The sequence below is a fragment of the Paenibacillus sp. BAC0078 genome (genome assembly GCF_054483875.1).
Genome location: NZ_JBTLRW010000008.1, coordinates 221,318 through 235,112 on the forward strand (window position 1 = coordinate 221,318; position 13,795 = coordinate 235,112).

13 protein-coding genes are annotated in these 13,795 nt (G+C 50.2%); 10 read left to right on the top strand and 3 right to left on the bottom strand.

Annotation, left to right across the window (positions count from 1 at the left end):
• Positions 1-15 precede the first annotated feature (15 nt).
• From ACX1DY_RS17045 to ACX1DY_RS17070, 6 genes are all read left to right on the top strand, one after another.
• Entirely contained in the window at positions 16-1,989 is a 1,974-nt protein-coding gene (locus ACX1DY_RS17045; RefSeq protein ID WP_458965384.1) for a GTP-binding protein, read from the top strand.
• Positions 1,990-2,086: 97 nt separating this feature from the next.
• Positions 2,087-2,488 (top strand): NUDIX hydrolase, encoded by a 402-nt coding sequence (locus ACX1DY_RS17050; protein WP_458965385.1) that lies wholly within the window; start codon positions 2,087-2,089, stop codon positions 2,486-2,488.
• Between the two features lie 204 nt (positions 2,489-2,692).
• Entirely contained in the window at positions 2,693-2,929 is a 237-nt protein-coding gene (locus ACX1DY_RS17055; protein WP_458965386.1) for a DUF3977 family protein, read from the top strand.
• Between the two features lie 152 nt (positions 2,930-3,081).
• Positions 3,082-3,507, top strand: coding sequence for a DMT family transporter (locus ACX1DY_RS17060; RefSeq protein WP_458965387.1), 426 nt, complete (start codon positions 3,082-3,084; stop codon positions 3,505-3,507).
• 15 nt (positions 3,508-3,522) lie between these two features.
• Positions 3,523-4,227: a Crp/Fnr family transcriptional regulator gene (locus tag ACX1DY_RS17065; protein WP_458965388.1), complete on the top strand. Its 705-nt coding sequence runs from the start codon at positions 3,523-3,525 to the stop codon at positions 4,225-4,227.
• A 103-nt stretch (positions 4,228-4,330) separates the two neighbouring features.
• Positions 4,331-4,822 carry a DMT family transporter gene (locus ACX1DY_RS17070; protein WP_458965389.1) on the top strand — a complete coding sequence of 164 codons (492 nt, stop codon included), beginning with the start codon at positions 4,331-4,333 and terminating at the stop codon, positions 4,820-4,822.
• An 82-nt stretch (positions 4,823-4,904) separates the two neighbouring features.
• On the opposite strand, the gene ACX1DY_RS17075 is transcribed toward ACX1DY_RS17070, so the two are convergent.
• The 3 genes from ACX1DY_RS17075 to ACX1DY_RS17085 all read right to left on the bottom strand — a co-directional run bounded on the left by ACX1DY_RS17075 (position 4,905) and on the right by ACX1DY_RS17085 (position 9,236).
• Positions 4,905-6,869 carry a serine hydrolase gene (locus ACX1DY_RS17075; protein WP_458965390.1) on the bottom strand — a complete coding sequence of 655 codons (1,965 nt, stop codon included), beginning with the start codon at positions 6,867-6,869 and terminating at the stop codon, positions 4,905-4,907.
• 711 nt (positions 6,870-7,580) lie between these two features.
• Positions 7,581-8,627: an anthranilate phosphoribosyltransferase gene (locus tag ACX1DY_RS17080; RefSeq protein ID WP_458965391.1), complete on the bottom strand. Its 1,047-nt coding sequence runs from the start codon at positions 8,625-8,627 to the stop codon at positions 7,581-7,583.
• A 12-nt stretch (positions 8,628-8,639) separates the two neighbouring features.
• Entirely contained in the window at positions 8,640-9,236 is a 597-nt protein-coding gene (locus ACX1DY_RS17085; RefSeq protein WP_458965392.1) for an ANTAR domain-containing response regulator, read from the bottom strand.
• A gap of 323 nt (positions 9,237-9,559) precedes the next feature.
• On the opposite strand from ACX1DY_RS17085, the gene nirB reads away from it, so the two are divergent.
• The 4 genes from nirB (at position 9,560) to ACX1DY_RS17105 (ending at position 13,578) form a co-directional block, all read left to right on the top strand.
• Positions 9,560-11,995, top strand: a complete 2,436-nt coding sequence (gene nirB / locus ACX1DY_RS17090; RefSeq protein WP_458965393.1) for a nitrite reductase large subunit NirB — start codon at positions 9,560-9,562, stop codon at positions 11,993-11,995.
• 19 nt (positions 11,996-12,014) lie between these two features.
• Complete coding sequence (nirD, locus tag ACX1DY_RS17095) at positions 12,015-12,332, top strand: nitrite reductase small subunit NirD (RefSeq protein WP_458965477.1); 318 nt, start codon at positions 12,015-12,017, stop codon at positions 12,330-12,332.
• Between the two features lie 22 nt (positions 12,333-12,354).
• Entirely contained in the window at positions 12,355-13,119 is a 765-nt protein-coding gene (gene cobA / locus ACX1DY_RS17100) for a uroporphyrinogen-III C-methyltransferase (RefSeq protein ID WP_458965478.1), read from the top strand.
• Between the two features lie 132 nt (positions 13,120-13,251).
• Positions 13,252-13,578, top strand: coding sequence for an iron-sulfur cluster biosynthesis family protein (locus ACX1DY_RS17105; protein WP_458965394.1), 327 nt, complete (start codon positions 13,252-13,254; stop codon positions 13,576-13,578).
• The last annotated feature ends 217 nt before the right edge of the window (positions 13,579-13,795 follow it).

Consider the following 13,795-nt stretch of genomic DNA (forward strand, 5'->3'; position numbering starts at 1 on the left):
GATATACAGCACTTTATGAAAAATATTACGCTTGGTCTGCTCGCACATGTTGATGCCGGGAAAACGACCTTCGCCGAGCAGCTGCTCTATCATTCGGGGGCTATCCGCAGCCGGGGCAGGGTGGACCATAAGGATACATTTTTGGATACACATGATATTGAAAAAGCACGGGGGATTACCGTTTTTGCCGACCAGGCGGAATTTCTCTACGGAAATTCCCGTTTTTTTCTGCTAGATACCCCAGGCCATGTCGACTTCTCACCGGAGATGGAACGTGCGCTGCAAGTGCTGGATTATGCGGTGGTGATCATTAGCGCGGTTGAAGGGGTCGAAGGCCACACGGAGACCGTTTGGCAGTTGCTGCGAAAGCACCGGATTCCTACCTTCTTCTTCATTAACAAAATCGACCGGACCGGAGCTGATCCGCAGCGTGTGTTCGAAGAAATCCGCGATCAGCTTAGTGAAGATGCATTAATGCTGCCGGAAGCGGAGAAGGCAGGGCTGCCTGAAGAGATAAAAGCCTTTTTGGCCGAACGCGAAGACCGTCTGCTCGACGCTTATTTTGAAGGCTCTTTGTCTGACTCAGCCTGGCATGAAGCGATGGTCCAAATGGTCCGGTCGGGCAAGCTATTCCCCTGCATGCAAGGCTCTGCACTGCTGGATCTTGGTATAGATAGGTTTCTGAGCGAGCTGGAAGCTTTGACCACAACCGATTATGATGCTCAGCTTCCTTTTGCCGGAAGAGTGTTTAAGGTCCGGCATGACGAGAAGGGAACACGGATTACATATATCAAAGCGCTGCAGGGAGTGCTCAAAGTAAGGGAAGAGCTGACGTCTGGCGCGGTTCATGATCCGCTGTGCGAACGGATTACCGGAATCCGCAAATATAGCGGTCTTAAATATACTTCGGCTGACTGGGCAGCGGCGGGAGAATTGTTCGCGGTCACCGGATTGTCGGCTGCAAGGCCAGGGGAAGGCGTCGGGGCATTGCCGGGCAGCGTTGGCAGTGAGCTTGTTCCGACGCTGAAGTCCAAGGTGCAGTTTGAGCCGCCTGTTCACCTGAAAGAGGTACTGCATTCTTTTGCGCTGCTGGGCGCTGAAGACCCTTCTTTGAATGTAAGCTGGGACGAGGCGGTGCAGGAGCTGCACATCCATGTAATGGGTCAGATTCAACTGGAGATTCTGGAGCAAATTATGCGGGAACGCTTTGCGATTCCGGTCACTTTTGGCCCGCCGGAGATTCTTTACATGGAGACTATTTCAGCTACGGTGTATGGCTGCGGACACTTTGAGCCGCTGAAGCATTATGCCGAGGTGCTGCTGAAGCTGGAGCCGGGTGAACGCGGCAGCGGTATCGTATTTTTTAACCAGTGTCATCCCGATGATCTGGCGGCCGGCTATCAGCATCAGATTGAACAGTATTTGCTGGAGAGTGAACATCATGGTCTGCTCACCGGCTCTCCGCTTACTGATCTGCGGATTACGCTGCTGAGCGGCAGAGCCCATAACAAGCACACCCACGGCGGAGATTTCCGCGAAGCGGCGTTTCGGGCATTGCGCCAGGGGCTGGAGCAAGCAGACAATATTTTGCTGGAGCCTATATATGCTCTCAAAATCAGGATTGACACCGATGATCTGGGCAAAGTAATGACGGACATTCAGCAGGCCAGCGGCAGCTTCGCGCCTCCTGAAATTATTGGCAGCAAAGCGCTCATTACCGGCAAAGCTCCTGTCGCCACTTTCATGAATTATGCGGTACGTCTTGCTTCCATGACTCAGGGCAAAGGCGCTTTGTCGCTGAAGGTAGCGGAATATCAGCCATGCCACCAGGCGGAAGCAGTAATCCGGCTTAAAAATTATAATAAAAATGCCGATCCGGTCTACACGTCCGCCTCGATTTTTTGCGCCAAAGGACAAGGCTATTCCGTACCTTGGGATGAAGCGCAGGCGCATATGCATATCAAGTATGACCTCTTGCCAAATGACTGAGCTGCAGAGCCAAGGACATATGTCCTTCCGTATATGCGGGAAATGGATTTTAATTGTAAGAGCGTAGAGCAAGTAACGAGGAGGATTGAGCCTAGAAATGACAGAAATTATAGATAAGATTGCCTGGATAGTTGTTACAGAAGGACGGGTGCTTGGCGCGCGCTCCACAGGAAAGGATACTTATTATTTTCCCGGAGGAAAAAGAGAGCCTGGAGAGACAGATACCCAAACATTGATACGGGAAGTAAAAGAAGAGCTGTCCGTAGACATCCTGCCGGATACGGTATCACTTTTTGGAACGTTTGAAGCGGAGGCGCATGGCAAAGCGGAGGGTGTGCGGGTTAAAATGACTTGCTACACCGCCGGCTACATCGGAGACTTAACCCCGGAATCGGAAATTGAGGAAATTACCTGGCTTACTTATAAGGACCGTGAGCATATCTCGGCGGTTAGCCGGATCATTTTTGACAGACTGCACGAAATGAAGCTTTTATTGTAGACCCGCTGAGGCGGGTTTTGTTTTTTGCCTGTTTTCGTATAGATTGTAGCTTTCTTGAAAGGTTGCTATGATGCGGGTTCAAGGGGGCGTTCAAGATGTTGATCATCGAGTTGAACAAATGCTTATTTCCGCCTGTCAAAAATCAAACTGACTCACAGTGAAATGCTAAAAATCAATTAAACACATGATAAGAGGTGCTTCTTTTTGAAATATATAGAATTTGGAATAGGAAACAAGTGGCTCATTAGGACGGAAACAGAATTAAGTAACGGCACGGAATTTGAAGAAAAAGGAATAGTCCGACCTATAAAGTTCCAATCAGCATACATAAGAATTTGGATAAGGAAAACTGTACTGATTATTGATTTGAAGCAAGGATTGAAAGTCACAAAAAAGAACCGAAACAAATTTAAAATCATCTTTGGCATAGCAAGCTTTTAAGTAACCTAGACAACAATATTTACGAAATAGCCTATTTTTTACGGGATGATCCGCCAAAGTCGTTGTTTTTGGGTTCAGGACATATGTCCTACCGCAAAATCCGAATATGTCATTTAATTAGAGCAGAGATTAAGATAGAGGAGAGAGAAGTTATGAGAGGGATTATTTTTGCGTTCTTGGGCGGGGCCTGCATTACACTGCAGGGGGTGGCCAATGCGCGGATCAGTCAGGATATCGGCACATGGCAAGCGGCCACGGTTACCCAGTTTACCGGGTTCGTAATGGCTCTGCTCATTCTGCTGTTCGTTCGGGACGGGAAGAAACAGGGCTTCAAGCAGGTTAATCCGTTATACCTGATCGGCGGCGCGTTTGCCGCATTTGTTATTTTTAGTGAAGTGACGGCGATACAGGGCATCGGTGTTACGCTGACTATTTCCGCACTGCTGATTGCCCAGCTCTGCCTGACCTTTGTCATTGATATCAACGGCTGGTTCGGTGTTGCGAAGCAGAAGATGCGGCTGCCGCAATTTATCGGGATCGGCATGATGATTGCCGGAGTGGTGATTTTAAAATTTTGATCGCAGGAGCGGACCATGAAAGAAATTCAAGATACGGAGCAGGTTCAGGCCTATCTAAAGGCGTATTCCATCGAACCTGTGTTCAATGAACAGTTGATGGCACATCTGCACCTATACAGCTTCGCCCAAGGGGAGCACATCTGCTCCAAAGGAGATCCATCCGGGAATCTCTATGTCCTAGTTAAAGGGAAGCTCAAAATATTTACCACTACACCGGAAGGTAAAACGCTGATCATCTCCTTCAAATCACCGCTGGAGCTGATCGGCGATGTTGAATATATTCAGGGGACGGAAATGATCAATACGGTGGAGGCTGTATCTCCGGTGCATATGCTCTGTATTGAGTACCGCTGGCTGAAAAAATTCGGCAAGGATCATTCGCCGCTGCTGCATTTTATGCTGGAGATTATTACACAGAAGTTCTACCGGAAGTCCAATTTTCTCAGCATGAATCTGATGCATCCGGTGGAGGTGCGGCTCGCCAGCTATTTGCTGTCTATTTTCTATGATGAGTCCGATCCTAACTTTACCGGGCAACTGAATACGATCAGCCTGGTCGATACGGCAAATTTCATTGGCACGAGCTACCGGCATTTGAACCGGGTGATTCAGAAGCTAAGCCAGGAAGGCCTGATTGAACGCAGCAATGGACTCATTCTGATAAAAGACAGAGCCGGACTCAGTGAGCTGGCCAGCCGCAATATTTATGAGCCCACGTGAGTAGTAAGGTTATGCTGACAAAATTAAGCGTATCCTTTTGAAGCAAGTTTTGACGAAGACTAATCACTGTAGTAACGCTATCAAAACTTTAGGAGTGACAAATATGTTAATAGGGCTATTATTGGCGCTTATCGCTGGTTCGCTTGTCAGTCTGCAGAACATTTTTAACAGTAAGGTTAATGAGCATACTGGCTCCTGGTCTACCACCACGCTGGTGTTAGGCATGGGCTTTATCGCTTCTCTGGCGATGGGGCTGATTATGGAAGGGGGGGATATGTTTACGCTGCAGCATATGCAGCCCTGGTATTGGTTCAGCGGAATGATTGGTGTAGGCGTGGTAATCTGTCTGGTGCAAGCCACCAAGCTGCTGAGTCCCACTTATGCAATCTCCATCGTCCTAACCTCACAGCTCGGATTTGCGCTGTTATGGGATTCCCTGGGCTGGCTGGGTTTGACCAAGGTTCCGTTTACATCTAAGCAGTTGATCGGCGTGCTGGTCATCGTCGGCGGGATCCTGGTGTTCAAATTAGGCGGCGGGCGTGAACCGCAGGAATCATCCAAGCCGGCTAAGCAGCAGGTAGTGAATGTAGAGTAAGAGGCCTAATCTCCATACGAAAAGACGGATCGGAACCCTCACGACCGATCCGTCTGAATATAGAATTTAGTTACCTTTCAATTTATCGAATTGACTTCAGAAGCTGGCTGAGCAATGCAGCCGCTTCTTGCTTGAGCATGATATCTTTCGGCCTATAGTCTACCGAACCTGTTGAAGACGTCTGTACATCGGGTCCGAACAATCGCTTTCCAACGACAAACTGCAGGCCTTCAGATGCCCAAGAAGAATACGGGCCTTTCAAATCGGCTTGCACTGGGGCGGCGCTCAGGACAATTTTGACCAATCGCCAGACAAGGGTTGCCGCCTCTTCACGAGTGATCGGCTGGTCAGGATTGAACGTTCCGTTTGTATATCCATTAATAATGCCAATTTCGTATGCCGTCTGGATATATGCCTCGTATTGATTTCCTTTCGTATCTGCCCAAGAAGAGGGCTTCTGAGAAAGCGGATAAGTGGATAAATGGACGAGCATAGCTATGAATTGGCCGCGGGAGATCGGCTTGCCTGGCTCAAAACTGCCGGAGCCTCCTTGGATGGCACCCGATTGAACGAGCTCATAAATGTACTCAGCATAAGGATGGTCATCGGGTACGTCATGGAATTTGGGCATCTCGGGGGCCTTCACCGACCAACTGCCAGGCTTGTTGTAAGCAAAGTAAAGGATGTTCCCATCGGCGTCCGGTTTAAATCCCGCGGCAACTCCCTCTTCGTCATAGAAAAGCAAGTCGTCTACTTGCCGCAAAGTATGATTACCTGAAGGTGCTTTGACGATCAACGCTCCGTCCACGGCCGAAATATCATAACTCCATCCCGGACTGCGCACATCGCGGTATTTTCCCTCGAAGCGAAGCAACTGCTGCTTGGTAGGTTCCGGTTGCACGAAAGTCGGACCTTGTCCCTTTTTCGGGAAGTAACGATTCATGAATTGCTCGAAGAAAGGCTGGCGCAAATTGCCTTTGTCGCTGTTCAAAACAAGAAAAACCCCTGTCTTCTCATCTGGTAGCAGCCATAAGTTCGAATGGAAGCCGGGCAAATCGCCGCCCTTCTCTACGACATTGTATCCGTTGTAATATTTGGTATAGTTCGATTCCAAGCCGTAGCCGGCTCCTGGAACTTTAGGGTGAATCGTAACGCTATTCTGTTCCATCGCTCGTATAGAAGCCCCGGTCAGAATACGATGGTCGCTTGCCGGGTCATCGTTCAGCATAGCCAGAAGAAACTTGGACATATCGGCTCCAGTGGAGAACATACCGCCCGCCGGCTTGTTAACCGGTACATTGACGATTTGCTGGGCCTGCTTAAGCGAGCTGTCGTAGGGAGTAGCGATCGCTTTCTTGACTTTATCTGTGAAGATGAAATCACTGCTGTTCATGCCGAGAGGCGCAAACAAGTTCTTCATCATATACTCTTCAAATGGAAGACCGGATACCTTTTCAATAATATACCCTTGCAAATCATAGCCGTAGTTATTGTAGTTGTACACTTCTCCAGGCTTTGTGATGACGGCCGGTACGGTATCCTTGATATAGTCTCTTAGCGAATATGTTTTTTGGGGATCTTCTGCGGCACCTGTGTCGAACCCGCCCGTGTGAGTCATTAGATGTTTCAAGGTGAGCGGCGCCCCGGTTTTATTCGGGATTTGAACATCCGGTAAATAGGCTTGAACGTCCTTGTCCAGGTCCAGTTTTCCGCTTTCAGCCAACTGCATAATCCCAACAGCAGTAAAGAGTTTGCTTACGGATGCCACGCGGAAGACGGTTTTATCGGAGTCGAACGGTTTTTGGGAGTCGATATCCGCATAGCCATACCCTTCATTCAGCAGGACTTGCCCGTTTTTCACGACGACGAGGGCAGCGCCTGCAAGTTGGTCTTTTACTTCTTTTTGCTGGAAAAAAGTTTTCGCGAATGCTTCGATTCCGGCCTTGTCGAGGTTGACGGGGGAAGCGTTCTTTGCTGGATCTGCCACTGCAACAGCGGATGGAACCAGCAGAACAGCAGCAAGAATGAACGGGATCATTTTTTTCATTGTAACTCTCCTTTTCATGAATAATGGATTACAGTCGTATGCCAGCTCGCGGTTTAACCGGTCGGAAAGTAAGTCCGGTGACAACACGGATCAGCGTTGATTTTCCAGCTCCGTTTTGTCCAATAGCAATAGATCGGGCCTTTGTGTTTCGTTTGCAGTACATACTCGTGCATCTTCGTCTTGGCCTCCTTTCCTTGATAGACCAAGTATAGAAACGAAAACATAAGAAGAGCTTAAGCGAATTATTAATAATATCTTAAGGCCGATGGACTCTATGTAATATTCGTCGTATCCATCCTCCTGTTCCTTACGGACCGTAAAGCCTTTACTTTCCCGAAAGGGATACATTTAGCTGAGCTAACGGACCGTGAAGCGCTTATTGCCTCTTTAGCAAGTACATTTAGGGTGAATGTCCACCAATAAAGGCTCTGGAGTCCGTTAACTTGCGGAAAAATGATTTCCAGTAGAAATAAGAGCTGCTCAGTCCGTTACAAACGGGTTGTAGACTCTTCCGATCAGGAATGATTCTGTTCGTGGGGCCTGATACGCCTGCAGCGTGATCTCCACGCCCTAATCCGTCCGGCGAAGTATCGTTTGAACTCCAAAATTTAGAGTCTGACGATCTACTAATGTAACAAAAGCTCAAAAACAGCGGCAGTCTAGGACAAGATTTCCTCGTCCTTAACTGCCGCTGTTTCTATTTCTTTTACATCAAGCCGGGCCGAGAGAGGGAGCTTTACTGCCCAGCAGCGAGTTTTTCCATTTCGTGTATACGCTCCATGCCTCGCCGTTATCGAGCAGATGCTTGCAGGTATAGACGCCTTCTTCGATGGAATTCACCTTCTCGGCTAAATGCAGCCGGGCTGCGCTATTCAGGAGCACCTGATTGTAAAAGGCCATATGTCCGCCGCCTTGCAGTACGGCTTCTGCCGTCGATAGCTGCAGCCGGGGAGTCCATTCCATTTCCGGCACCGGAGTTTCCAGGCCAAGCGACTCGGGATCAATAATATCCAGGTGGGCTGTGCCACCCGAAACGGAGTATACCCGGTTAGGACGGTCAATATAGAGATCCTCGGAGCCTTCGGCCCCTTGCACAATCAGTCCTTTACGGTAGCCGAGACTCAGGATCAGCCGGGAAATGCGGTCAAAGACCGTATTATGATAGATACCGACAACAATATAGGGGGAGCAGGCGTAGTCCGCAAACTTTTCCACAGTATTAAAAATAGTTCGCATGCCAATATCCTCACGGAGATTGCGAATGGCACCAAGTGGCGGGCACCACTGCTCGGAATTGACGTACAGCACTCCGCTTTTGCCTGCAGATTCAAGCGCCTCCGCCCGGGACAACTTGGCAATTTCAATCCCGGATTCCTGAATAATATCCTGCAGTGTGATTCCCCATTTAGGGGGCAATGAAGCGGAACCATGCAGGGTGACGGGCAGGCCGACAGCGGATAAGACAAAGGAGGTCGGGAAGGTTGCGGCAAAAGATTTTTTTCTCCCATCGTAGGGACCTGCGCAATCCAGCCCCTGCTGGATAGGTTCCCGCTGGGCATACTTGCGGCACACAGCCACAAAGGCCTCCAGCTCTTCCAGGTTCTCCAGCTTAATCCGCTCTGCAATCAGAAAAGCGCCGATCTGCACAGGAGAGGCGGTAAGACTAAGGATGGACTCGGCCGCATATGCGGCTTCTTCGTAGCTCAAATCACGGGCGCCCCGTTTGCCTCGGGCGACTTCTTTTAGAATGTTAATCATATGGGATTCTCCTTAAGTTTGATCCTGCAGAAGCTGGTATACTTTGACGATAGAAGTCGCTACATCAACCATCCGTTTGCGCTCATTCATAGCCTGCTTACGCAGAAGATCATAAGCTTCGGACTCACTGATATTTTTGGCTTTGGAGAGGATGCCTTTAGCCATGTCAATCCATTTGCGCTCTTCAATCCGGGATAACAGCTGCTCCCGCTCCTTAAGCCATTGCTGGCGCTCGAAGATTTGCTTGGAGCTGAAATGCAGAATCCAATGAATCTCCGGGGCGAGCATGGAGGGGGACAATATCCCATCCGCCATAATATTCTCATCACAGGCAGCGACAGACAGTGTAGCAGTCGAAGTGGAGCACCACCATAGAACAGGAGCGATTTTGTGCTGGATCAGTAAAGCTCTCCAGGGATTGATCTCTGTAATAGGCAGATTGAGAATGAAGGCATCCGCATCCCTTAACATGGCGACGGCTTCCGGCTCCGTAGCGGCTTCCCCGACTACATATCCGCAGGCCCGCAAGAGGGTGCCGGGGCTTTTGAGTGAGCGCTCATCTGTGTCGTTCTCTGTCTTCCTATTTTGAATGATCAACAGGGAATGCATAGTTTGCCGCTCCTTTTATTAAGTAATAACCGATGTCATGAATAGCTGCAGCACAAGCGCGAATTGATTAGATGTTATATTATATAACACATAAATTCGTTACTTGTCGATAAATTTAAAAAATAAAATTTTATATGTCATAATTATTGACGTATCCGGAGCTCCTGTAGTATAGTCGGTTTAACAAAAATCTACGAATACAACGATGTATTCGCTTGAAGCGGCAATGGCGCCTGCTCTCACTTTCGGCAATCGGAAATGTATGTTTCCGTGCGGAGTGAAGCGGGCTTTTTCTGTTGTCCACATGGGGAGGAGAGAGACAGATGTCAACTATTCGCAAAAAACTAATCCTGGTCGGCAACGGAATGGCAGGGGTACGGGCTATCGAGCATTTGCTGAAATTAGCTCCGGATGCCTATGAAATTACTATATTTGGCACTGAGCCGCATCCTAACTATAACCGGATTATGCTGTCTTCTGTCCTTGCGGGCGGAGCTAAGATGGATGATATTATCATCAATGATCTGGAATGGTACCGCAGTCATGGCATTAAATTATATATGGGCCATACCATCACCGCGATAGACACCACGCAGCGCAAAGTTTACTCCGATCAAGGCATTGAACTACATTATGATGAGCTGATATTGGCGACTGGCTCCAATCCCTTTATGCTTCCACTGCCCGGAGCTGAGAAGGAGGGCGTGATTGCCTTCCGCGACATTAAGGACTGCGAAATCATGCAGGAAACCTCGAAGTCCTACCGGAAAGCGCTGGTCATCGGCGGCGGCCTGCTCGGTCTGGAAGCGGCCAGAGGCCTGCTGCATCTGGGAATGGAAGTTTCCGTGGTACACATTCATGAATATATTATGGAACGCCAATTGGACGAGGCGGCCTCCGTTATGCTGCGTAGAGAGCTGGAAGATCAGGGGATGAAGTTCCTGCTGAGCAAGCAGTCGGAAGCCATTCTCGGCAAAAAAAGAGTCAAAGGCCTGCTGTTCGCTGACGGCAGCATTGAAGGTGCTGATCTGATCGTGATGGCTGTCGGCATCAAGCCGAGCATAGAGCTGGCCCAAAAAAGCGGAGTTCAGATCGGCCGCGGCATCATTGTCAACGATTATATGGAGACGAATATTCCCGGCATCTATGCTGTAGGGGAATGCGCGGAGCACCGGGGGATTGCCTACGGACTTGTGGCCCCGCTGTATGAGCAAGGCGCTGTACTAGCCAAAAGACTGGCTGGAGTTCCCACTGAAGGTTATGCCGGCTCGGTAACATCGACCAAGCTGAAGGTCTCCGGTGTAGATGTATTCTCGGCAGGCCAGTTCACGGAACTGCCCGGCTCCAGGGCGTTGCGTTATCAGGATGAAATCGACGGGGTATATAAGAAGCTGGTCATTAAGGATGACAAGCTGATCGGCGCCGTACTATTCGGCGATACAGGTGACGGTGCGCAGTTGTTCTCGATGATCAAGAACGGCGAGAATATAAAAGGGAAAGAGAAGGAGCTGCTGCTCGGAGTCTCCTCTGACGCTCTTGCTTCTCCTAAAGGCAACCGGCTGGAAGGGATGGCCGATGATGAAATCATCTGCGGCTGCAACGGTGTCTCCAAAGGTGCAATCGCCGAAGCTATTCAACAGGGAGGCTGCACCAGTGTCGGGCAGATCAAAGCCTGCACCAAAGCTTCCGCTTCCTGCGGCGGCTGCAAGCCGCTCGTAGAAGGATTGCTGCAATTGTACGCCGGAGACAATGTGGTAACGGTAAAAGAAGGCATCTGCGGCTGTACAACGCTTAGCCGTGATGAAATCGTCGCTGAAATCCGGCGGATGGAGCTGAAGTCCATCAAGGAAGTCATGAATGTGCTGGAGTGGAGCAATGAGGAAGGCTGCGCCAAATGCCGTCCGTCCCTGAATTATTATTTGGGCATGCTGTGGCCTGAAGATTATGTGGATGAGAAGGAATCCCGTATCACGAACGAGCGTTATCACGCCAATATTCAGAAGGATGGGACATACTCTGTAGTTCCGCGAATCTATGGCGGAGTGACCTCACCGGCTGAGCTGATGAAGATTGCCGAAGTGGCGGCTAAGTTCGAAGTGCCGCTGGTGAAGTTCACCGGAGGTCAAAGACTTGATCTGCTCGGTGTCAAAAAAGAGGATTTGCCATTGATGTGGGAAGAGCTGGATATGCCGTCCGGCCATGCTTACGGGAAGACGCTGCGCACGGTTAAGACCTGTGTAGGTTCCACCTTCTGCCGGTTTGGTACCCAGGACGCTATGGGGATGGGAATTCGGCTGGAAAAAGCTTTTGAACGGCTGAACACTCCAGGCAAGGTGAAGCTGGCTGTCTCCGGCTGTCCGCGCAACTGCGCTGAAGCGACAATTAAGGACTTTGGCGTTGTAGCCATTGACGGCGGCTGGGAGCTGCATGTCGGCGGCAACGGCGGCGTGCATGTCCGGGCAACCGATCTGCTCTGTGTGGTCAAGACCGATGATGAGGTTATGGAGTGGGCGAGCGCATTCCTGCAATATTACCGGGAGAATGCCGGATGGAATGAGCGAACCGCACAGTGGGTGGAACGTGTAGGTCTGGACAGCATTAAGGAGGTTTTGGAATCGCGGGAGAACCGGCTGGCGCTGCAGGAGAGAATTCAGGCAGCACTGCGCCTGACAACTGATCCGTGGAAGCAGATTGTCAATGAGCCGGAGCTGCGTAAAAATTTCGAACAGCTCGCACAGCCTGAGACTGAGACCGTATAAGGAGGCCGCACCTATGAAGATGACCAAAATGCTTGTTGGCAAAGTGACGGATATTGACGTTAAGGGCTCACGGATCTTCCGGGCGGGGAACACTGAAATTGCACTGTTCCGGCTGTCGGATGGAGAGGTGCTGGCCGTTGAGAATAAATGCCCGCATAAAGGCGGGACGTTGTCGGAGGGCATGGTCTGCGGTTCGAAGGTCCACTGTCCGATGCACGATTGGCGTATCGACCTGCATAGCGGAGCCGTACAGGAGCCGGATACCGGACATGTAACCACCTTCGAGGTGGAAATTGACCGGAGCAGCGGTTCAATCTATGTCACTCTGGAAGATTAGCTAATCTGGAGGTGAGCCTATGGTGCAGGGGAAAGTGTCGATTATCGGAGCCGGACCGGGAGACCCGGAATTGATTACGGTCAAAGCCATGCGCCGGATTCAGACGGCGGACGTTATTCTGTATGACCGGCTGGTGAATGAAGAGCTGCTGAATTACGCGAACCCCGAGGCTCTCCGCATTTATTGCGGCAAAGCGCCGGGCAAGCATTCCATGCCCCAGGGAGCCATAGAAAAGCTGATCATAAAATATGCAGCCGCAGGCAGCCATGTCGTCCGCTTAAAAGGAGGAGATCCCTTCGTGTTTGGACGCGGCGGGGAAGAGGCACTTGCCGCCGCTGCCGCCGGGATTCCATATGAGGTGATTCCCGGCATTACCTCGGCAATCGGCGCCGCAGCGTCAGCGGGAATTCCGCTGACCCACCGCGGCCTTGCCGCCTCCTTTGCCATCGTAACCGGCTGCCGCTGCACCGGCCACACTTCACCTGTCCGCTGGGACGGGCTGGCCCATAGTGTGGATACTCTTGTCATTTACATGGGAGTAAGCACGTTAAGTGAAATCCGCGAAGAACTGCTGCGGCACGGAAAAGACCCGAATACTCCGGCAGCGCTGATTGAGAATGGAACAACAGACCACGAACGGACCGTGACAGGGACACTTGGCAACATCGACAAGCTGGCTGCGGCGCTGAAGATCAGCAATCCGGCGCTCATCATCATTGGTGAAGCGGTGAAGGTAAGAGAACAACTGCTGGCGATGGAGAGAGCAGCACGCTCCCAGATCGGTTAGGCATTGGCATATAGTTGAATGACTGTCATAATAAAAGTGATTGCAGTCACAGGGGGGTACTTCATAACCGGATTATACTTGTGCCCGTGATCCATTCGGAGAGAACCCTGCTGTAAAGGAGAGAACTATGATATGTACATTCAACTAGACACACTCGCTTCGAAACGGCTGGAAGAGCATCTGGCGGAGCAATCCGGTTATCTTAAGCTGTTCTATGATACGGAAGGCTGCGGCTGCAATGGCGTGCTTGTCATCCAAATCGTGAGCGAGCCGAACAATACTGACATTGTGATTCAGAGAGAGCCCTTCACCTTTCTCTGTGACCGCCAGCAGGAATCCTTATTTGATGAGCATATGAGGCTGGAGGCGGATGAACACTATCCTTCCTTTAAGCTTAGCAGTGACTCCAGTTTATTCAGTAGTAACGTTAGAATTCAGGATCTGCGTGCAGCAGACTGAAGCAATTGTAGCAAAGCCCGTTCCCACGAAATACAGGGGAACGGGCTTTTTCTGCTTTAGCCAAAGTTAAGATATGGCTCATTTCTAAATACTGTTGCTATATAGATTGAACTTGAAAAAATAAAAAAGAGGGGAAAAGTGACGGAGGGGAAGTTTGAAACTGGAAGAGCAGTAGCGACCGCCTTTGTCTCCGGATGTTATCCGCACAGCGGTATAA

Coding starts and splice junctions, on each gene's coding strand:
- ACX1DY_RS17075 (WP_458965390.1), bottom strand. CDS start 6,869: ATGAAAAAAATGATCCCGTTCATTCTTGCTGCTGTTCTGCTGGTTCCA.
- ACX1DY_RS17050 (WP_458965385.1), top strand. CDS start 2,087: ATGACAGAAATTATAGATAAGATTGCCTGGATAGTTGTTACAGAAGGA.
- nirB (WP_458965393.1), top strand. CDS start 9,560: ATGTCAACTATTCGCAAAAAACTAATCCTGGTCGGCAACGGAATGGCA.
- ACX1DY_RS17085 (WP_458965392.1), bottom strand. CDS start 9,236: ATGCATTCCCTGTTGATCATTCAAAATAGGAAGACAGAGAACGACACA.
- ACX1DY_RS17105 (WP_458965394.1), top strand. CDS start 13,252: ATGTACATTCAACTAGACACACTCGCTTCGAAACGGCTGGAAGAGCAT.
- ACX1DY_RS17060 (WP_458965387.1), top strand. CDS start 3,082: ATGAGAGGGATTATTTTTGCGTTCTTGGGCGGGGCCTGCATTACACTG.
- ACX1DY_RS17080 (WP_458965391.1), bottom strand. CDS start 8,627: ATGATTAACATTCTAAAAGAAGTCGCCCGAGGCAAACGGGGCGCCCGT.
- ACX1DY_RS17045 (WP_458965384.1), top strand. CDS start 16: ATGAAAAATATTACGCTTGGTCTGCTCGCACATGTTGATGCCGGGAAA.
- ACX1DY_RS17065 (WP_458965388.1), top strand. CDS start 3,523: ATGAAAGAAATTCAAGATACGGAGCAGGTTCAGGCCTATCTAAAGGCG.
- nirD (WP_458965477.1), top strand. CDS start 12,015: ATGACCAAAATGCTTGTTGGCAAAGTGACGGATATTGACGTTAAGGGC.
- ACX1DY_RS17070 (WP_458965389.1), top strand. CDS start 4,331: ATGTTAATAGGGCTATTATTGGCGCTTATCGCTGGTTCGCTTGTCAGT.